Source organism: Methanobrevibacter gottschalkii DSM 11977 (assembly GCF_003814835.1).
GTDB lineage: Archaea > Methanobacteriota > Methanobacteria > Methanobacteriales > Methanobacteriaceae > Methanocatella > Methanocatella gottschalkii.
The window spans coordinates 612,009-632,848 of record NZ_RKRG01000001.1; the positions used below are offsets into that span (position 1 = coordinate 612,009).

Annotated in this window: 22 protein-coding genes; 14 read left to right on the forward strand and 8 right to left on the reverse strand. The window is 31.6% G+C overall.

Annotated elements, in window-relative coordinates; genetic code table 11:
- The first annotated feature begins 19 nt into the window (after positions 1-19).
- Together EDC42_RS03060 and EDC42_RS03065 are read left to right on the forward strand one after the other, a co-directional pair.
- Positions 20-577: a flavodoxin family protein gene (locus EDC42_RS03060; protein WP_123833380.1), complete on the forward strand. Its 558-nt coding sequence runs from the start codon at positions 20-22 to the stop codon at positions 575-577.
- Between the two features lie 440 nt (positions 578-1,017).
- Positions 1,018-1,599: a 30S ribosomal protein S3ae gene (locus EDC42_RS03065; RefSeq protein WP_069574579.1), complete on the forward strand. Its 582-nt coding sequence runs from the start codon at positions 1,018-1,020 to the stop codon at positions 1,597-1,599.
- A gap of 47 nt (positions 1,600-1,646) precedes the next feature.
- Here the strand turns inward: EDC42_RS03065 and EDC42_RS03070 are convergent, their stop codons facing one another.
- Positions 1,647-1,856 carry a hypothetical protein gene (locus tag EDC42_RS03070; protein ID WP_069574578.1) on the reverse strand — a complete coding sequence of 70 codons (210 nt, stop codon included), beginning with the start codon at positions 1,854-1,856 and terminating at the stop codon, positions 1,647-1,649.
- 209 nt (positions 1,857-2,065) lie between these two features.
- Here EDC42_RS03070 and EDC42_RS03075 point away from each other — a divergent pair, with 209 nt between their 5' ends.
- From EDC42_RS03075 to glmM (EDC42_RS03085), 3 genes are all read left to right on the forward strand, one after another.
- Positions 2,066-2,761 (forward strand): TIGR00297 family protein, encoded by a 696-nt coding sequence (locus EDC42_RS03075; RefSeq protein ID WP_369815336.1) that lies wholly within the window; start codon positions 2,066-2,068, stop codon positions 2,759-2,761.
- Between the two features lie 87 nt (positions 2,762-2,848).
- Positions 2,849-4,087: a 2,3-bisphosphoglycerate-independent phosphoglycerate mutase gene (locus tag EDC42_RS03080; protein ID WP_069574577.1), complete on the forward strand. Its 1,239-nt coding sequence runs from the start codon at positions 2,849-2,851 to the stop codon at positions 4,085-4,087.
- A gap of 8 nt (positions 4,088-4,095) precedes the next feature.
- Positions 4,096-5,433, forward strand: coding sequence for a phosphoglucosamine mutase (gene glmM, locus EDC42_RS03085; protein ID WP_069574576.1), 1,338 nt, complete (start codon positions 4,096-4,098; stop codon positions 5,431-5,433).
- A 104-nt stretch (positions 5,434-5,537) separates the two neighbouring features.
- Here glmM (EDC42_RS03085) and EDC42_RS03090 read toward each other — a convergent pair whose 3' ends face one another.
- A complete protein-coding gene (locus EDC42_RS03090) occupies positions 5,538-5,711 on the reverse strand; it encodes a rubredoxin (protein WP_083234849.1) in 174 nt (57 codons plus the stop codon).
- Between the two features lie 154 nt (positions 5,712-5,865).
- Here EDC42_RS03090 and glmU point away from each other — a divergent pair, with 154 nt between their 5' ends.
- The 8 genes from glmU (at position 5,866) to EDC42_RS09700 (ending at position 11,722) form a co-directional block, all read left to right on the forward strand.
- On the forward strand, positions 5,866-7,179 hold the full coding sequence (glmU, locus tag EDC42_RS03095) for a bifunctional sugar-1-phosphate nucleotidylyltransferase/acetyltransferase (protein ID WP_083234848.1): 1,314 nt from the start codon (positions 5,866-5,868) through the stop codon (positions 7,177-7,179).
- 12 nt (positions 7,180-7,191) lie between these two features.
- Positions 7,192-7,674, forward strand: a complete 483-nt coding sequence (locus tag EDC42_RS03100; protein ID WP_069574574.1) for a gamma carbonic anhydrase family protein — start codon at positions 7,192-7,194, stop codon at positions 7,672-7,674.
- A 1-nt stretch (position 7,675) separates the two neighbouring features.
- Positions 7,676-8,776: a histidinol-phosphate transaminase gene (gene hisC, locus EDC42_RS03105; RefSeq protein ID WP_069574573.1), complete on the forward strand. Its 1,101-nt coding sequence runs from the start codon at positions 7,676-7,678 to the stop codon at positions 8,774-8,776.
- Entirely contained in the window at positions 8,776-9,480 is a 705-nt protein-coding gene (locus tag EDC42_RS03110) for an anaerobic ribonucleoside-triphosphate reductase activating protein (RefSeq protein ID WP_069574572.1), read from the forward strand. The genes hisC and EDC42_RS03110 overlap by 1 nt, the downstream gene beginning before the upstream one ends.
- 11 nt (positions 9,481-9,491) lie before the next feature.
- Positions 9,492-10,628: a tetratricopeptide repeat protein gene (locus EDC42_RS03115; RefSeq protein WP_069574571.1), complete on the forward strand. Its 1,137-nt coding sequence runs from the start codon at positions 9,492-9,494 to the stop codon at positions 10,626-10,628.
- A 73-nt stretch (positions 10,629-10,701) separates the two neighbouring features.
- Positions 10,702-10,863: a TetR/AcrR family transcriptional regulator gene (locus EDC42_RS03120; RefSeq protein WP_083234847.1), complete on the forward strand. Its 162-nt coding sequence runs from the start codon at positions 10,702-10,704 to the stop codon at positions 10,861-10,863.
- Between the two features lie 54 nt (positions 10,864-10,917).
- A complete protein-coding gene (locus EDC42_RS09425) occupies positions 10,918-11,088 on the forward strand; it encodes a hypothetical protein (protein ID WP_158005583.1) in 171 nt (56 codons plus the stop codon).
- A 502-nt stretch (positions 11,089-11,590) separates the two neighbouring features.
- The gene (locus EDC42_RS09700) at positions 11,591-11,722 is read left to right on the forward strand and encodes a hypothetical protein (RefSeq protein ID WP_255360568.1); all 132 of its coding nucleotides are present in this window, start codon (positions 11,591-11,593) and stop codon (positions 11,720-11,722) included.
- Here EDC42_RS09700 and glmM (EDC42_RS03125) read toward each other — a convergent pair.
- The 4 genes from glmM (EDC42_RS03125) to thiC form a co-directional block, all read right to left on the reverse strand.
- A complete protein-coding gene (glmM, locus tag EDC42_RS03125) occupies positions 11,719-13,083 on the reverse strand; it encodes a phosphoglucosamine mutase (RefSeq protein WP_069574570.1) in 1,365 nt (454 codons plus the stop codon). The genes EDC42_RS09700 and glmM (EDC42_RS03125) overlap by 4 nt on opposite strands.
- Before the next feature lie 63 nt (positions 13,084-13,146).
- Complete coding sequence (locus tag EDC42_RS03130; RefSeq protein ID WP_069574569.1) at positions 13,147-13,545, reverse strand: exodeoxyribonuclease VII large subunit; 399 nt, start codon at positions 13,543-13,545, stop codon at positions 13,147-13,149.
- Positions 13,546-13,643: 98 nt separating this feature from the next.
- Positions 13,644-15,302 carry an ATP-dependent DNA ligase gene (locus EDC42_RS03135; RefSeq protein WP_069574568.1) on the reverse strand — a complete coding sequence of 553 codons (1,659 nt, stop codon included), beginning with the start codon at positions 15,300-15,302 and terminating at the stop codon, positions 13,644-13,646.
- Positions 15,302-16,576, reverse strand: coding sequence for a phosphomethylpyrimidine synthase (gene thiC, locus EDC42_RS03140; RefSeq protein WP_069574567.1), 1,275 nt, complete (start codon positions 16,574-16,576; stop codon positions 15,302-15,304). The genes EDC42_RS03135 and thiC overlap by 1 nt, the downstream gene beginning before the upstream one ends.
- 83 nt (positions 16,577-16,659) lie before the next feature.
- On the opposite strand from thiC, the gene EDC42_RS03145 reads away from it, so the two are divergent.
- Positions 16,660-17,328 carry a 3'-5' exonuclease gene (locus EDC42_RS03145; RefSeq protein WP_069574566.1) on the forward strand — a complete coding sequence of 223 codons (669 nt, stop codon included), beginning with the start codon at positions 16,660-16,662 and terminating at the stop codon, positions 17,326-17,328.
- Here EDC42_RS03145 and EDC42_RS03150 read toward each other — a convergent pair whose 3' ends face one another.
- Both EDC42_RS03150 and EDC42_RS03155 read right to left on the reverse strand, forming a co-directional pair.
- Positions 17,329-18,162: a methanogenesis marker 8 protein gene (locus EDC42_RS03150; RefSeq protein WP_069574565.1), complete on the reverse strand. Its 834-nt coding sequence runs from the start codon at positions 18,160-18,162 to the stop codon at positions 17,329-17,331.
- 202 nt (positions 18,163-18,364) lie between these two features.
- On the reverse strand, positions 18,365-20,566 hold the full coding sequence (locus tag EDC42_RS03155; RefSeq protein WP_069574564.1) for a CDC48 family AAA ATPase: 2,202 nt from the start codon (positions 20,564-20,566) through the stop codon (positions 18,365-18,367).
- Positions 20,567-20,840 lie beyond the last annotated feature (274 nt).

Genomic DNA, 20,840 nt, shown 5'->3' on the forward strand with positions numbered 1-20,840 from the left:
GTTCACTTATATTTTAAATATGTCTAAATATATAATTGTTACCGGAAGCCCACGTGTGGGAGCAAATTCAGATGCTATTGCTGAATTCATCAAAGAGTCATTAGGAACTAATGATGTCGAAATTTGGAATATATATGAAAAAGATTACACTTACTGTCATGCAGACAATGCTTGTAAGGAATTAGGGCACTGTTCAATAGATGATGATGCTACAGATTTAGTGGCCGATTTAAAAGAAGCTGATGGTGCATTTTTAATCTCCCCCATCTACTTTGGACGTTTGCCGGGTCCTGTTTACACTATAATTGACAGATTTTATGGTGTTTTTAACCCTGCTAAAGGATTGGATGTGCCTTCTCCAGATAAAAAAATAGGTTTTGTTCTCACTATGGGTGGGGATGAAGAAGCAGTTAAAAATGCCGAACCTGTAGCTGCTCAAGCAGGTTTTGCATTTTCAGTTGTTGGTTTTGGAGCTTCTGATAGTGTTATTTTAGGTGGCAACAACGATCCTACTGCATTTGCAAATAGTGATGAGGAACAAGCAAAAGTTAAAACTTTGGTCGACTGGATGTTATAAGTGTAACATCTTTTTTTATTTTTTTTAAATTTTGAGTGTTCGCCAAAAGTAATTTTTTTGATGCAAATTTTTCTTTGTTTTTGAATTGGAGTACTTTTAATTAGTTACAAAAATTAATTTTAGATTTTTGGCGGACACCCTTTTAATAACTTTTTTACTATTTTTAAAATTTCAAAAATCTTTATATATTATGAATAGAATAACTAATAATAACCTTTATGGGCGGATTTTATAAATTAAAACTTAATTAAATTTATTCTCTTTAAACAACGTGAGAATAATTCATAATAGTCAAATCAACGATTGTAAACTTATACTTATTTAAAATCATTTTTACAATTTAGTTTAAGTACTATACTTAATTTAAAGACTATTTTATAAAATTTTAATGGCATAACGCTAAATTACTATATAATATATAATTTTAAACGGTTGATATAATGGCAAAAGCAAAAGCAAGACGTAGAGTACGTGATACATGGAAAGAAAAATCCTGGTATACTATTAAAACCCCAGTGAACTTTGAAGATAAAGAAATTGGAGAAACTCCTGCAAAAGACCCTGAACTTCTTATAGGAAGAGGTGTAGAAGTTACTATGAGAGAATTAACTGGAGACTTCTCAAAACAGTACATCAAACTCAGATTTGAAATTGATAATGTTGCAGGTGAAGTTGCAAACACTAAATTCACCGGACACAAAACTACTACTGATTATGTAAGAAGCATGATTAGAAGAGGAACTTCTAGAATTGATGCTTCTACTATTGCAACTACTAAAGATGGTCGCAAAATCAAACTTCAAGTTCTTGCTGTAACTGTAAGAAGAGCAAAATCTTCCCAACAAAAATACATGAGAAAAGTAATTGAAGATTTACTCAATGAGGCAGCAGCTGAAAAATCATTCGACGAATTAATAAAAGTTGTTGTAAATGGTAAATTAGCATCTGAAATTTATCACAATGCTAAAAAAATATATCCACTTAAAAGAGTGGAAATTATCAAAAGTAAAGTAATCAAATAGGATTACTTATCACTTCTTTTTTTATTTTTCATCAATTTTGTTCGTATTTATACAAACATATTATTGTCCGCTACTTGATAATTATTTATTTTTGCTTGTTTCGCTTTATGGTCAATAGGGTTTAAATTCAAGGGGAATGATGTTACAGTAAATAATTTAAATGATGCTGCCAATCCAATATTTGCAATATTAATGGTGTTAGTTGTTTTAGTTTCATATCTGGGTTGTAAAATTAAATTTTGGAAGATTTTTTTCATTTTCTTTTTTTTATTTTAATAAGTTTCATTGGTCTTTTCATCTGTAAATTTAGTTAATAATTGATATTATTGATTTATTGATGGGTTAAGTCCGTTATCTATCAATTTATTCAATATGTTCTTTAATTGTTTTAATTCGATGTTGAAAATGTTTTTTTATTTAAGTAACATATTTATAGAATTCAAACAAATATATTATTGTGATTGAAATGTATGGGATAATGATTAACTGGTTATATGTAATTCTTTTATTTATTTTAGGATTTATCACTTATAGAAGACAATCCTTAGATTTATTCGGTTCTGCAGTAATGATTATTATGGGTATTGTGATTATTTTTTCAGCTGGAACCAACTGGTTATTGTTAATTGTTTTATTCCTTGTTTTATCTTTAATTGCCACTAAATTTTCTAAAAAGTATAAACTATCTTTAGGTGAATTTGAAGGAAGAAGAACATCTAAAAATGTTATTTCAAATGGTGTTGTAGCTTGTTTTATGGCTGCATTTGGAGGGTATTACTCTCCATTTGTTGGAGGTTTCATTGGAGCAATTGCAACAGCAACAGCAGATACATTGGCTTCTGAGATTGGGGTTTTGGATCCTCATCCTCGTTTAATAACCACTCTTCAAAAAGTAGATCCGGGAACTAATGGTGCTGTTTCAGTGTTGGGAACTGTTTCAGGAATCGTTGGTTCAGCTATTATTGGTATTGCAGCATATTTCTTAGGAATAATGCCAAATCCATTTTTAGCAATTTTAGTTTCAATTATATCTGGTACTATTGGCTGTTTTGGGGATAGCATTTTAGGAGCTTTATTTGAAAACAATGGGTGGCTTACTAATGAACATGTTAATTTACTTGCAACAATCTTCGGAGCACTTGTTGGAATTTTACTAATTTAATTTTTTTACAATTTTAACTTTTATTTAAATAAATTATTTAACTAATTAAATAGAAATGATATTATTATAATTTATTAGGTGATATTTATGAAAGGACTTATTTTAATTATGGATGGTATGGGTGATCGTCCTATTAAGGAGTTAGGTAATAAAACTCCTTTGGAAGCGGCTAATACTCCTAATATGGATAAAATGGCTGAAGAAGGAATTACTGGTATTATGGATTCAATAGCTCCAGGTATTATTCCTGGAAGTGATACTGCACACCTTTCCATCTTAGGTTATAATCCTTATGAGGTATATACTGGAAGAGGTCCGTTTGAAGCAAATGGGGTTGGAGTAGATGTTCTTCCAGGGGATATTGCATTCAGATGTAATTTTTCAACTGCAGATGAAAATTTAATTGTAACTGATAGGCGTGCAGGAAGAATCAAAGAAGGTACTGAAGAAATAGTTGAAGAATTAAACAAAATGGTTTTGGAAGACTATCCTGAGATTAAAATAATCTTTAAAGAATCCACTGGTCACAGAGCGGTTTTAGTTTTAAGAGGTGAAGGGCTTTCCGGTAAAGTAAGCGATGCGGACCCTAAAGTTGAAGGCAATAAACCTAAAGAAGTTAAGGCTTTAGATGATACTCAGGAAGCTAAAAAAACTGCAGATATTTTAAACAAATTAGTTTTTAAAACTTATGAAATGGTTAAGGATCATCCAGTTAACTTAAAAAGAATTGAGGAAGGAAAACCTCCGGCAAACATTGTCATCCCTCGTGGTGCAGGTGAAGTTCCTGTTGTCGATTCATTAAATGATAAATATGAAGTAAACTCAGCATGTATTGCAGAAACAGGACTTATCATGGGAATTGGAAGATTTGCAGGAATGGATATCATCGAAATGGAGGATGTAACCGGTGGAATAGATACTAACTTAGAAAATATTCGTGATACTATCATAGATCAAGTTAAGAACTCCGAACACGACTTTTTCTTAGTAAACATCGATGGGGCTGATGAAGCAGGGCATGATGGTCAAACTAAAGAGAAAAAAGAGTTCATAGAAAAAGTCGATTGTGTTATTATGGGCGAATTAATGAAACTTGACAATGTTTATATTTATTTAACAGCCGATCATTCAACTCCAATTTCAGTAATGAATCATTCAGGAGATCCTGTACCTGTGCTTATTAGAGGTCCTGAAGTAAGGGTGGATGATGTTAAAGAATTTTCTGAGAGAGCCTGTGCTAAAGGAGGCCTTAATAGGATTAGAGGATCAGATGTAATGAATATTATGATGGATTTAATGAATTATGCTCATAAATTCGGTGCATAGGTGGTATTATGGTAGCAAAAAAACTATTTGGAACATCAGGAATCAGAGGAAGAATAGGATCTGAAGTAACTTGTGAACTTGCATTAAATGTAGGTAAATCTTTAGCTTACTATTTAGGTAATTCTGGAACTGTAGTTTTAGGTTATGATACAAGAACAACTAATCAGATGTTGGATCAAGCAATTTGTGCAGGTTTGCTTGAAAGTGGTGTTGATGTTATAAAAATAGGTATGGTTCCAACTCCATTAGTCGGTTATGCTACTGAAAAACTTGATGCTGATGCAGGAATCATGTTAACCGCCTCCCATAATCCTTCACAGTATAACGGAATTAAATTATGGAATAAAAATGGAATGGCATACACTTCCAAACAAGAAACAGAAATTGAAAAAATTTATGCAAATAATGATTATATTTCAGTTAACTGGGATAAAATAGGTAAGTTAAGTGTCAATGAAGAAATCAAAGGGCAGTATGTTGATGATTTAGTTAACCTGGTGGATATCAAAGAAGGTTTAAAGGTAGTAATTGATTGCGCGTCTGGTGCAGGTAGTGAAATATCACCTTTAGTATTTAGAAAAGCAGGATGTGAAGTTACAACCCTTAACTCTCAAGTAGACGGATTTTTCCCAGGTAGGAATCCTGAACCTAATGAGGAAAACTTACAAACATTAATGAAAACTGTTGTAGCTATTGGAGCAGATTTAGGTATTGCTCATGATGGTGATGCAGATAGAATGATTACGGTTGATGAAAATGGTAATGTTTCCCCCTTTGATTCTCTTCTAGCATTAATATCAAAAGAATTTGATGGAGATATTGTAACAACAGTTGATGCAGGATTATGTATGGATGAATCCGTCAAAGGTAAAGTAATAAGAACTCCAGTCGGTGATGTAAATGTTGCTGAGGCAATAATTGAAAAAGATGCTAGTTTTGGTGGAGAACCTTCTGGAACTTGGTTGCATCCAGACTTTTGCATGTGTCCGGACGGAATCCTTTCAGGTTTAAGAATAGCTTCAATTGTTTCACGAGATGGTAAATTATCTGATCTTTTGGATTCGATACCATCCTATCCAAATATCCGTGAAAAAATAGTATGTTCAAAAGAAGCTAAAATCAAAGTAATGGAAAACATGGAAAATTTACTTATTAATGCATTTGATGATGTTGCTGATGTAAATCCTCTCGATGGAGTTAGATTAACATTTGAAGATGATAGCTGGGTACTTATAAGACCTTCTGGTACTGAAGATTATATTAGAATTACTTTAGAATCAAGAGATGCTAAAAGAGCTGAGGAAATCAAAGAGGTTTGTGTGAAAATAATTAATGAAAATTTATGAAGATATAATCTTCAAAATTCTTTTTTAACTCTGTTTTGGTGAGTATTTATCAAAATAAGCCAATTTTTAAATTTAAAATAAAAAAGTTTTTAAGAAGAAGAAATTTATTCTTCCTCTTCTTCTGCGATAAATGCTTCAATACCTAATGCAGCACATTCTGGGCAAACCCAATCATCAGGCATATCTGCAGGAGTTGCTCCAGCTGGAATGTTGTAAGCAGGGTCTCCTTTTTCTGAATCAAATCTGTATTCACAGTGTAAACAAACGTATATTGTCATTTTTCAATCTCCTTTTTTATTTTATGCATTAGCATGGCTAATATGTTTTGAGTTTATGTGAACTATTATTTAAAATTAATTATTCGATTAGCAAAATTAATTAATAAGGAACAAGTTAACTATATATCATTAATATAAACTTTTAAAGGGGATAATAAAAGTGAAAGCAATTATTTTATGCGCTGGTGAAGGGTCTAGGATGAGACCATTAACACTTACCAAGCCTAAAACTATGTTGCCTGTTGCAGGGAAACCAATCATGCAATATAACATAGAATCATTAAGAGAAAATGGTATTGAAGATATTTTACTTATTGTTCGTTATAAAGAGGAAATGGTTAGAAATTACTTTGGTGATGGTAGCGAATTTGGAGTTAATATTATTTATCAGAGGCAAAAAGATTTCTTGGGAACTGCTGATGCAATTTCTTATGGAAAAAACTTCATCGATGATAGCTTGATAGTTTTAAACGGAGATATCATTTTGGATGATGAGATTATTAGTGATTTCATTAATAAATATGATGAGTTAAAACCAGATACTTTAATGCTTTTAACAGAGGTAGAAAATCCTTCTGCATTCGGTGTCGTTGAAATTGAAGATGGATATATTAAAAATATTGTTGAAAAGCCTAAAAGAGAAGAAGCGCCAAGCAATTTAGTTAATGCGGGAATTTATATTTTCAATAAAGATATATTTGATAAAATTGATAAAACTGAAATTTCCCAAAGGGGGGAATATGAAATTACTGATTCTTTAACTATGCAAATTGAAGATGGATTAAAAGTAATGGGTCATAAAACTGATAAAGACTGGATTGATGTAGGTCGTCCATGGGAATTGATTGAAGTTAATGAAGAACTAATTGGCAATCTTAAAACTGAAATCAGAGGCAAAGTGGAAGATGGAGCCCATATTCATGGGGAAGTATTTTTGGATGAAGGAAGTGTAATTAGGGCGGGAGTTTACATTGTAGGTAATGTGTATATTGGTAAAAATTGTGATATAGGTCCTAATTCTTATATTCGGGGTAATTCTTACTTCGGAGATAATGTTCATGTTGGAAATGCAGTTGAAATTAAAAATTCAATTATTATGGAAAATACTAATGTTAGTCATTTAAGTTATGTTGGAGATTCTGTAATTGGTTCTAATTGTAATATTGCAGCAGGAACTAACATTGCTAATTTACGTTTTGACAATAAATCAGTTAAAACAAAAATCAAAGATCAAATGATTGATAGTGGAAGACGTAAATTCGGTTCTATCATTGGGGATTCTGTAAAAACAGGTATTAATTCAAGTTTCTCTCCAGGTGTAAAAGTGGGTCATAATTCCACTATTGGTTCTGGAGTTCTATTATATAATGATGTACCATCTGACACAAGGGTGTTAGTAAAACAAAATTATATTATTCAAGATAAAAATATAAAAAATGATATTCAAGATAAGAATATAAAAAAATAATGAGGCGATATTATGGAAAATATTGAAGACTCTATTGTAATATGCCCTGGCGCACAAGTATTTGGTGATGTTGAATTAGGTGAAAATGTCTCTATATGGCATGGTGCTGTAATAAGAGGAGATACTGACTCAATTACTATTGGAAATAATTCTAATGTTCAAGATAATTGTGTTATTCACTGTACTAAAGGATTTCCAGTTGAAATCGGGGACAATGTATCTGTTGGTCATGGTGCAGTTGTCCATGGTTGCAAATTAGATGACAATGTTTTAATCGGAATGAATGCAACTGTTTTAGACGGTGCACACATCTCTAAAAATTCTATTGTTGGAGCAGGTGCTGTTGTAAGTGAAGGTAAAGAATTTCCTGAGAATAGTTTAATTTTAGGAATTCCTGCTAAAGCGGTTAAACAATTATCTCCAGAACAAGTTGAATTGATTCAAAATAATGCGGATAATTATGTAAAACTTTCCAAACAATACATGGAAGATTAGAATGAAAGCAAGAAAAATTGTAGATGAAATGGATTCCTATGTTCCGGGCAAATCTCAAGATGAGATTGCTCAAGACTTTAACTTAAAAAAAGAAGATATTATTAAATTAGGTTCTAATGAAAATCCATGGGGGCCCTCTCCTAAAGCTATGGACGCAATTAAACAGGAAATTAACACTATAAATAGATATCCGGAATCACAATTGGGGGAATTGGCATCAGAAATTGCCAGATACTCCGGTGTAGACGATTCTCAAGTGATTATTGGTGGCGATGGTGCTGATGAAATAATTGATGTTTTAGCAAAAACATTCATAGATGCTGGAGATGAATTCATTGTCCCTTTACCTTCCTATATGTATTATGAGTACTTATTAAAACAATATGGAGCCAGTCCAATTTACGCAAGATGGGATATTGAAAAAAATGAACTGGATGTTGATTCAATTTATAATGCTATAACTGACAAAACTAAAATGATTTTCTTGTGCAGTCCTAATAATCCTAATGGCGCTTTAATTGATCAAGAAGTATTTATTGACATCGCTTCTAAAAACCCTAATATATTGATTGTTATTGATGAAGCGTACTTTGAATATTCAGAAGTTACTAATAAAGATTTAATCAATGAATTTAATAATGTTTTTATTATTCGTACATTTTCAAAAGTTTTGGGGCTTGCTGGAATGAGAATTGGTTATGGTCTTGCATGTTCTGAAATTATTGAATATATGCACAGAATTAAACCTGTATTCTCTATAACAAGATTATCTTTCATTGCGGCCCTTAATACTCTTAAGGATACTGAATATATTGAAAATTCAATTAAAAAAGGTATTGAATCAAGACAGTATCTATATGATGAAATTTCAAAAATAGATGGTCTTTTTGTATTTCCATCTAAATCTAACTTCATGCTAATCAATATTAAAGAAACAGGTTTTACAGCCTCAGAATTAGCGTTAGAACTAATGAAACAAGGTATAATTGTAAGGGATTGTACTTCATTTAAAGGATTGGATGAGTATTGGATTAGAATAAGTATTTGCACTCTTGATGAAGATAAAAAATTCATTGAAATCCTAAAAGAGGTTCTAGGATAATGTATATAGGTGGAACTGTTATTTCTTCCGTTGAATTTCATGGAAATATGTCATTAGTCATTTTCATGTCTAAATGCCCTTTGGCTTGTAGATATTGTCATAATGTGGAACTTTTAGAAGACAATACGGAATGGCCTTTTGATAAGGTAAAACAAGAAATTGATTATTCTGCTGATTTTTTAGATGCTGTTGTCATTTCTGGTGGAGAACCCCTGGTACAAGTAGATGCAGTAATAGAAATTTTAACTTATGTTCGTCAAATTGGATTAAAAACAAAATTGGACACTAGCGGCATATATCCGGATAATCTTAAAAAGATATTGGATTTAAATTTACTTGATTATGTCTCCCTTGATGTTAAAACAACATTTTCTAAATATAAAAAAATCACTGGAGCTAATGTAGGTTTTCAAGTTAGAAAATCAATGAATTTAATAAATGATGCGGGAGTTCATTTAGAAGTAAGAACAACTTATGTCCCAACATTACATACAAAAAAAGACATTATTAATTTAGTGGATGACATCAAAGCGGATATTTACACTATCCAGCAATTTAGAAATAAAAATGTATTGGATCCAGCTTTAGAAAAGGTGGATGTCCCAAATCCGCATGATTTGGTAATGCTGGCTCAGGAAATTAAACCATATTTTAATGGGATTGTTAAAGTTAAATCAGGAGAATTTGGAGAACAAGTAATCTAATGAGGTATATCATGCCGATTTTATCATTTTCAAGTAATGATATTGATGTTATTACAGGTAAAAAAACCAGAACAATTCGTAAAGCATGGAAAACTCCACTTAAAGTTGGAGATAGGCTTTATTGTTATTGGAATTTAGTATCAAAAGAAAAAATGAAGATTTTTGAAGCGTTTGTTACAAAGATTGAAGACATTTCTTTTGATGAACTTAAAGGTAATGATGAATTGGCTCGTCAAGAAGGATTTAAAGATTCAAAAGACATGCTGAAGGAATTTAAAAAGATGTATGGTGGAAGAATTGATCCTTCTGATAAATTCCAAATAATCTATTTTGAAAAAATTCATATTGATGATTGGAAAGGCGATAAAATTGATGAAAAAGCAATGATTTCTAAAAGAGCAGATATTCTATTTGATAGTGGTAAATTTGACAAATCCACCATGTGTTATGATGCTGCTTTAAAATTAGATCCTCATGATGTTTATTTATTGAATAAACAAGGAGATAACTTATCAAGGTTAGGTAGATTTATGGATGCAATTGAGTGTTATGATAAAGCATTGATGATCGAGCCTGATAATGTATATATCTTAAATAATAAAGCTATTGCACTTCTAAACTCTGGAAATATCAATGAAGCATTAAAAGTAAGTAATATTGCTTATAATTATCGTCCAAGTAGTCCGATAGTTCTTTATTGGAGAGGTTTTATTTTAGAGATGCTTGGAAGATATGATAATGCTTTAAAAGTTTATGATAAACTTATAGTTATTGATGGGGATAATCCTGAGGTATGGAATTCCCGTGGGAATTTATTAACTGATATGGGCATGCTGGAAGAAGCTATTGAATCATTTGATAAGGCAGTTGAAGTTTGTTTAGATGATTCTGAAATGGATGCTTCAGCTATTAATAGGATGGGTAATGCTTATATTGATTTGGGAAAACTTGATGAGGCTTTGGATTGTTTTAATAAAGCTATTTCTTTAGAAAAAAATAACATTGATTTTTTACTTAATAAAGGAGTGGTTTTAATGGAACTTGGAAAATTTAAAGAAGCAATTGATAGTTTCAATAAAGTATTACTTAGAAATCCTGATAATGAGGACGCATTTTTCTTAAAAGAGGAATGTTTGGAGTATTTGTGAGTCCACTTTATTTTTTAAAATTTCGTTAACTAACAATCATTAATTTCACATTGTTCAGCTAATACGTCTTACTATGGGAGAAAAAACTACTAAGGAAAAAATTTTTGATGCATCATTGGATTTATTTTTACAAAAGGGATTTAATAATACTTCATTAAGGCAAATAGCTCATGAAGTTGGAATTAAAAAGAATTCAATTTATAATCATTATTCCACAAAACAAGCTAATGGATGATTCTGGAAACATTTTCTGATTATTTCGATAACACATCTGGTAGAAGATTCTAATATGCAATCATTGCCTGAATCTGATTCAGTATTCTTTTATCAAGCTGGTTCTGAAATATTTCGATATCAATTAAGAAATGAAAGAATAATGACAATTTTCAGATTCATATTTATTCAAATGTATCAAGATGAAAAGATAGCTAAATTTTTCTACAGCATAACTGAAATTTGAATATGATACATCTGACTATAAGATGATAAAAACTAATTACACAGTTTATGACGCCATTTAAAAATTTTACAGTTGAAATCATTATGAAAATATTAAAAAGTATATTTATTTTGAAGTTATCTAGTTTTTGTAAAATTCATCAAAATGCCTTGGCACATATACACTCAGATTTAAAGAATATTTTAAAAATAATCATTGTGTTCATAAATTAAAATTAGATATGGTATTTTTGATATTTATGAATAAACTTATTATTTAAACATGCTTGAATCCAATATAATGAATGGAATAATATGAGCGGATTTTCAATTAGGATAAGCAGATTTCTACATTAATGTGCAATATCTTAAAACATTTTTAAAGCAGAAAATGCTGGTCTCGGATTGGTATGTAATAAAAATTGCAATATGTGTCTAATATCTAATGATTTTCCACTTTGATTATATTTAATGAATTGATTCTGATTTTTCAAGAATTTCAATAAAAAAATATTTAGAAGAAATTGGAATGTTATGTTGCTTGTGTTTCAAACAGTTTCAATCATGTTTTAAATAGAGTTGATTACTCTAAAAAATTGGATGGATGGAATACTCCATCAACAACTGGTGTTCAAGAACTAACAGAAAAAATCTAATCTCTGTATTTTTTAATTAAGCTGATTCCCCATTGGGCCATTTCATCAGCTTGTTCTTGAGAATTCCCTTCTGAATAACTTCTGAAAATTGGTTCTGTTCCGGATGGTCTGATAATGACCCAACCACCATCTTTAAAGATTTTAACTCCATCTGTTGTGTCAAGTTCATAATCTGTGGTTTCTTTAACTTCTGCAGCTATCTTGGACATTATTTCTTCTTTTAAATCATCAGAACATTCAGTTTTCATTTTAGCAGAATAATAAACTGGTAATTCTGAAACTAATTGGGATAATGTTTTATTTTCTTTAGCTATTATTTCTAGGATTTTAGCAACAGTTAAAGCGGCGTCTCTTCCATAAACGAAATTAGGGAAAATTAGGCCACCGTTTTCTTCTCCTCCAAAAAGACCATCAGTATCTTTTAATTTACGTGCTACAAGTAAATCTCCAACTGCAGTTGCTATTACTTCTCCATTGTATTCTTCGGCTATGTCATAAATAGCTTGTGAAGTTGCAACGGTTGTTACAATAGTTCCTCCACCATTTTCTTTAAGCATTTGTTTTTCTACTAATGTGAATGTTTTATCTCCCAGGACAAAAGCACCGTTTTCATCAATACAAATGGTTCTGTCTGCATCACCATCATGAGCAAGACCGATATCAGCATTCAATTCTTTTACAACAGAAATGAGTTCTTGTAAGTTTTCTTCTATTGGTTCAGGATCCCTGCCTGGGAAAAATCCATCAGCTTGACAATTTAGAGTAGTTACTTCACATCCAAGTTCTCTAACTAAATAAGGTGCTGTAAAAGAACCTGCACCGGATCCACAGTCTAATACTACTTTTAAATTAGCTTCTTTAATTGCATCGACATCAACATGGGACATTGCTGTTTGAATGTATTCATCAATGATGTTGTCATTTGTATATTTCTCACCAATCTCATCCCAATTTGCTCTAATTGGTTCACTATCAAAATAAAGACTTTCAATTTCTAATTCAATATCGTCAGGAAGACCAATACCGAATTCATCTAAAAATTTAAGTCCATTAAATTCAGGAGGATTGTGGCTGGCTGTTATCATAATTCCACCATCATAATATTGTCTTACTGCATATTGAACTGCAGGTGTTGGCAATGTTCCTAAATCTACAGCATCACAACCAGCTGAAAGCAAACCAGCAATAACTGCATCTTTTAACATAGGGCTAGTTGTTCTGGTGTCTGCACCAACTGCAATTTTGCCTTTAACAACACTTCCATAACATGCAGATAATCTTGTTGCAAATTCTGGAGTTAACACATCATTTGCAGTTCTTCTAACTCCAAATGTTCCAAATAATCTTTTTTTGTTGGACATAATTTAAATTCCTATTTATTTATTGGGTATTATATTTGATGTTTTTTAAATAAAAATATATTGTTAATTAATTATGCGCAAACTGTCTCCGCTCGATAAAATTAATTCTAAATCAGATTTATATTCTGTTATGGTTCCTACAACTTCAACCTTTTTATTTTTAAAATCTCCAATATCTAAATTTCTAGAAGTAATCTCTGAAACTTGTTTTTCAAATATAATTAATGTAATTCGACTTTCCCCATCACTTATAGTCAAAAAATAATTTGTTTTTGAACTTGATTCTTTAATATCTGTAATTATGCCACGAACAGATACCTTTTCATCAATCATTGATCTTGTAATATCTTTAATGTCAATTTTTTTGACTTCAATTGATGGTGTGAATATAATTAATCCAATTATTCCAATTAATGCAGTTATTAAGGATATTCTTAATAATTTTTCATCTGTAATTCTCATGATTTTCTAATTGGGTTTTGAATTAAAAATAGTTGATAGGATTTTAAACTGTAAAATTTAGCTATTAATAAAATGATCTATAAAAAAAGTAAATGGATTTAATTTCCAGTATTGTACATGGAAATTAATCTTTCAACAGTATCAACATCCATCGGACCTTTATCTTTTCTTATGTTTTTAACAACAGGGAATCTTAAAGAATAACCCGTTTCATATTCTGGTGATTCAACAATTTCAGAAAATGCGATTTCTAAAACAATTTTTGGTTCAACTTTAATTTCACGCCCTTTAGTTGAAAGTTCAAGTTCTTTCATTTTGCCAGTCAAATATTCTAATGTTGCATCATCAAGACCTGTTGCAGCATAAGCCACACTTTTAAATTCATTATTTTCATCTCTAAGTGCTACCAAGTAAGAACCAACGAAATCTCCTCTTTTACCAATTCCGTAGGTTCCACCTATAACAATCATATCGAGGGTTTCAGGTTCTGCTTTGTATTTAAGCATTTTTTTTCCTCTAAGTCCTGGAATATATGGTTCTGATGCATCTTTAATCATAATTCCTTCGTGACCTTCTTTAATTGAAGTTTCAAATAGTTCTTGAATTTCTTTGATGTTTTCTGCTGTTCCAATTTTCATGGTACTTAAATTCATTTCATCAACTGAAGTATCAACAATTGACTCTAAAATTGTTCTTCTGTTTTTTAAAGGTTCATCAATCATTGGAACTTGGTAATACATTACATCAAACAGATATACTTTTAGAGGAACATTTTCTATAGCTTCTTCAACATTATGTTTTCTTCTAACACGATGTAATATATTTTGGAAAGGCAATGGTTTTCCATCTCTTGTAGCTATTACTTCACCTTCTACGATGTAATTTTCATGGGGCAAATGTTCATCAAATAATCTAACGATTTCTGGAAGAGCATGAGTAATATTTTCAAGTCTACGGGTGAATATGTTAATTTCATCATTGTTCCTGTGAACCTGCAATCTAATTCCATCATATTTGGTATCACAAATTGCCACACCCATTTCAGGAATGATTTCTTCTAATGGTGGTGCAAGCTGTGCAAGCATTGGTTTAACTGGAGTTCCGGGAGTTAAATTAAGTTTTTCTAAACCAGAACTGCCTTCTTCTTTCGCTGTTTTTGCAACAACAGAAAAATCATTTGTAAGCATTTGGGCTCTTTCAACCACTTTTTTATCAATGTCAAAAGCTTGTGCTATTGCATCCCTAACTACTCCATCCCCTACGCCAATTCTTAACTCTTCTGTAATGGTACGGGTTAAATATTTAGCTTCTGTTGCACTGGCTTGGCTTAATAATTCTAAGATAACAGCAATTTTACGATTAGTTGATCTAGATCCGCTAATCTGAGATAGTTTGCGTAAGCTATTGAATACAAAATCAATTGTTAGTGGTTGTGAGAAAAAAGTCATTTGGGACTTTTTAGCATATAATTTAATACATGCAAGACCAATATCTCCTTCATCACGAACAGCATCTTCTACAGTAGCTTGTGTTGTTCCAACGGCTTCTGCTACTGCTCTTTCAACTAATTTTCCTCCAATTCCTATCTCTTCTGAACTCCATGCTGGAAATACAACACCTAAAATTAATAATCCTACTTTTTCAATTGTGCCTGTGTCTAATTTTTTTAAAAATTCAGAAATTATTTCGGTTTTTTCGAGTCTTTTTGTAGTTGCTTCAAGTGCTGAGTAAACATCTACCAATTCTTGATATTTCATTAAAAATCGCCTTTAGCTATTTTAACTGCACAATATTCTCCACACATTGCACACATTTCATCATCGTCAAGTTCACATTTTTCACGATAGGTTCTAGGTTTGGATTTATCTAAAGCAAGATTGAATTGTTTTTCCCAGTCAAATTCTTTTCTTGCTTGTGCCATAGCACGTTCCTGAGTCCATGAGGATTCAAGACCTTTTGCAACATCAGCAGCTTCTGCAGCAATTTTGGACGCGATAACTCCTTCTTTTACATCTTCTAAGCTTGGAAGGGATAAGTGTTCTGCTGGTGTTACATAACATAAGAAGTTAGCACCGGATGATGCGGCTATTGCTCCTCCTATCGCTCCTGTAATATGATCATAGCCAGGTGCAAGATCAGTTACGAGTGGTCCCAGCACATAAAAAGGAGCACCATGACAAATGGTTTTCTGAAGTTCCATATTTGCTTTAATCTGATTTAAGGGCATATGTCCTGGACCTTCAACCATTACTTGAACATTTGCATCTTGTGCTCTTTTAACAAGGCCACCTAAGTTTACAAGTTCTTGAATTTGAGGGATGTCACTTGCATCAGCTAAACAACCTGGTCTTAAACCATCTCCTAATGATAATGTGATGTCATATTCGTAAGATAATTCTAAAAGATAATCATAATTTTCGTACAATGGATTTTCCATATTGTTATGGTTAATCCAAGAGGCCATAAACGTTCCGCCACGACTCACAATTCCCATCATCCTATTGGAATCTTTTAATTTTTGAACTAAATCTTCAGTGATTCCACAATGGAGCGTCATGAAATCCACTCCTTCTTTCGCTTGATTTTCTATAGCTTTAAATATATCATCAGGATCCATATCAATTATTTCTTTATTTTTACCAAGGGTAACAACACCGGCTTCATATATTGGAACAGTTCCGATACAGATATCAACTGCATCCATAATTTTTTTTCTAAATAATTTTAAATCAGAACCGGTGGATAAGTCCATTAATGCATCAGCACCATATTCTTGTGCTAATTTTGCTTTGTTAATTTCTAATTCAATATCGTCAATTTTAGATGATGAACCAATATTTGCATTAATTTTAGTTTTAAGTCCTTCTCCAATACCGCATGGTTTTGAGTGCCCGTTAATATTTTTTGGAATTACGATTTTTCCTAAGTCCACTAATTTTACTAATTTATTTATGTCCATGTTTTCTTGTTTTGCAACAATTTCCATCTCCGGAGTAATATTACCTTTTTGTGCTTCACTTTTTTGAGTCAAGTTTATCCCTCATATTGACTAGTCATAATTAATTATATTAATTTAAATATATAGAATTAATTAAATTATATTTATTTTAGGTTGTGTTTACTATAAAAGTTATATTTTTTGATACTGAAACTACAGGTCTTGACTGTTCTAGGTGTAAAATTATTGAACTTGCAATGTTGACAGTTGAAAATGGTATTGTAATTGACAAGTATGATGAATTTATTGATGTTGAGGAACCAATTCCACCAAAAATATCTGCATTAACTGGAATTACAGATGACATGATAAAAAATGAGGGAGTTAGCGAAGAAAAAGTCGCTAATGATTTAAAAGAGAGACTAACAGATGATACATTAATGATTGCTCATAATTGTCAATTTGATTTGCAATTTATTTATTATTTATTAAAACGTCATTTTCCAAATGAAGCGGACAAAATTGTTTCTAATTTAAATTGGTTGGATACTGTATCAGTTTTAAAAGATAGAAAAAAATTTCCCCATAAATTAATCGATGCTGTTAAGCATTATAATATTCCGGAAGTTAATTTTCATAGAGCTATTGATGATACAAAAGCATTATATAAAGTAACATTAGCAATGAAAAGTGAAAGGGATGATTTAAGAGATTATATTAATATTTTTGGTTATAATCCAAAATACGGTGTAAGCGGAAGAAGATTTGATTTCATTGAATATAAATCACAGTTTTATCATCAAAGAATTGTTGCACAAGAATTTACTTTACCAAATAGGAGATAATTAAATTAACGGGTATGGCAAATCCGGATTATCTATTTTAGGTTTTTCCCCACCAATTTTTTTCAAACGCATTTCTAAAAATCTTTTTCCATCTTCGGTGTGTGCGAAAATTGGTATGGATTGACCAACTGTTTTTATACTTTCTTTTTTTCCGATTTCACGCACATATTTGGATGCACAAGAGGTTATAACATCACATCCATCAAATAATTTTCTAGCATCTTTAGCATTTCTTTTAGTTGTGTGAACGACAAAAACATAGATGGACACATTGGGGTTTTCAGATTTTATTCTTTCAATTTCATCAATATCACTTGCTAAGGTTATTGTAACTGCAATATTTTTAAAACCTTTTTTAATTGCAAGTTCTAATCCTTTAATTTGGTTTATTTCAGCGGTTTCTGGTTGAACAATATTTTCTTTACCAATTTTATCTATTAATTCAGGAATTGGACTGGTTTTTACAAGGCCAGACACTCTTCCACCTATTCCTTGAACAAGTTCTGATTCTGTAACAATTAATGTTCCACAACCTTCTAAAACCATTACAACAGAATCAATTATTTTTTCATCAAGTAATGTGCACATAATTTCAGAAATTCCAAAGTTTAAAAAGTCCTTCATTCTTAACTGGCGATTTGGCATGCACATTCCAAAATCATCTATTCTGAACTTTATATTTTTAGCTATTATTTCAGATGTTAATTTTTTAATTCCCCTGTGGTGATCAAAAAGAGGACAATATTCAACTTGGGGTTCACTTACATCAATAACTTTGCCATCTTTAATAATTACTTTACTTAATCCTAATGCTTCAATAATATGTTCGCTCATGATTATGATATTGTCAAATTTCTTATTTAAAAGATATTGTTAAAAATAGTATTATGGAGGTTGTGGGAAGATTCCATATCTTCCCTACGGTAGAAAATGGGGTAAATATTATTTGGAGGTTTGGGAGAGATTTCTCTATCTCTCCCTTAATATGGTCAGTTTATTATAAGGTTATAATGAAAGGAAGAATTGATGATTCTTCCTACATGTATTGGACTAATTGCTCCTCATTGGAGCTATATCCAGGTTTTACTTTATCGATTGCTTCTTTGAAGTATTTATATGGGATTTCTTTGGCATCAAGATCTTTTCTTAAAGTAAGCATTGCTGCTTCTCTACATACTGATTCAATGTCTGCTCCAACATATTTTTCAGTATTTTTGGCAAGTTTTTTAAGATCAACGTCTTCCGCAAGAGGCATATTTTTAGTGTGTACTTTAAAGATTGCAAGTCTTGTTTCTTCATCTGGTTCATCGACTTGTATGTGTCTATCGAATCTTCCAGGTCTCATGAGTCCAGCATCTAAAATGTCTGGTCTGTTGGTTGCTGCAATAATTGAAACATCTTCAAGCTCTTCTAAACCGTCCATTTCTGTTAACAGTTGGTTTACAACTCTTTTAGTTACACCACTATCAGTATCATTTCCGCTACGTGTGCTAGCTATTGCATCAATTTCATCGAAAAATATTACTGTTGGTGCTGCTTGTTTTGCTTTTCTAAATACTTCTCTAACACCTTTTTCTGATTCTCCAACCCATTTGGATAAAAGTTCAGGACCTTTCACTGAAATGAAGTTTGCTTCACTTTCACTTGCTACTGCTTTTGCAAGTAAAGTTTTACCAGTTCCTGGAATTCCATAAAGCAATGTTCCTTTTGGAGGTCTTATTCCTAAACGTTTGAATGTTTCTGGGTGTTTTAATGGCCATTCAACAGCTTCTTTAAGTTCTTGTTTTACGTCTTCAAGACCACCTATATCATCCCATTTAATATCTGGAATTTGAACAAGTACTTCTCTTAAAGCTGAAGGTTGGATTTCTTTTTGCGCATTTTTAAAGTCATCGCCTGTAACAACGATTTTTTCCATCACTTCTTTTGGAATTTCCTCATCGTTTTGGATTTCAGGTAAGATTCTTCTAACAACTCTCATAGCTGCTTCTTTACATAAGGATTCAAGATCGGCACCTACAAATCCATGGGTTGTATTTGAAATTTTATCGAGGTCGACATCCTCTGAGAGAGGCATATTTCTTGTGTGAATTTCAAGCACTTCTTTTCTTTCTTCAGAATCCGGTACTCCAATTTCTATTTCACGATCAAATCTTCCTGGCCTTCTAAGTGCAGGGTCAAGAGAATCTGGTCTGTTGGTTGCACCAATTACTACTACTTGGCCACGGGATTTAAGACCATCCATTAAAGTAAGAAGTTGAGCAACGGTTCTTCTTTCAACTTCACCGTTGGTTTCTTCTCTTTTTGGTGCAATTGCATCAAGCTCATCGATAAATATGATTGAAGGAGCATTTTCTTCTGCTTCTTCGAAGTATTCTCTTAAGTTTTCTTCAGATCCACCTACATATTTGCTCATAATTTCAGGCCCATTTATTGCAATGAAATGAGCATCACTTTCACTAGCTACTGCTTTAGCGAGTAATGTTTTACCAGTACCTGGTGGACCATGCATCAATACTCCTTTTGGAGGTGCAATACCTAATTTTTCAAAGAGTTCTGGTCTTTTTAGAGGAATTTCAATCATTTCTCTTACTTTTTTAACTTCTTCTTTAAGACCGCCGATATCTTCATAGCTTACATCAACAAGGTTTCCTACACCTTCTATTTTACTTACATCAACTGGGGTTTCGTAAAGTTGTACTTCGGTATTTGGACCAACAATAACAATATCTTTAGGGTTAGTGGATACAACAGCGAATTTAATTTCTTTCATTGCTGGTGTGAAATCCATTAATTCATCAAATAAGCTACCAAAACCCATATTCATACTTGGTTTTGGTGCTCTAATTTGAGATCCAATAATGTCTCCTTGCACCATTACTTTTCCAGCAAATAAACCACGAACATCTCCTTGTACACGGATGTTATTTTCAATTGGGGCTAAAACAACTTTTTTAGCTTCTACTGCCTTAATTTTTCTAATTTGAACCTCCCCACCGATAGTTGCACCAGAATTTTTACGTACTAATCCATCAATTCTTATAACTTCAAGTCCAATGTCGGTTTGTGAAGGAAGAGCGATTGCGGCAGTTCTTTTTTCACCTATGATTTCGATTAAATCTCTTTCATGAATATTTAAGTCATCCATAACATTAGGGTCAAGTCGTGCCACGCCCTGACCTACATCTTTTTGTGAAATTGCTTCTGCAACTTTTAGAGTAATTTCATTTTCTGCCATGATAACCATCTCCTTTTATGACAATAATTTAGTAATCATTATTTCATGTCAATCTTTTTGTTACTTTTTGTAACTTTATTGACAAATATACCTGTGTATGATTTACTATATAAAGTTTTCGGTCATAAAATTTTTTTAAAAATCTTTTAAATATATTTATATTCGTAATGAAAATAATCAGTATTTTAATTTAATAAAAAAAGTAATTATATTTTATTTTAATAAAAATAATAAATTTTAAAAGTGTAATTTTTTAATTAAAAGTTTAATTACT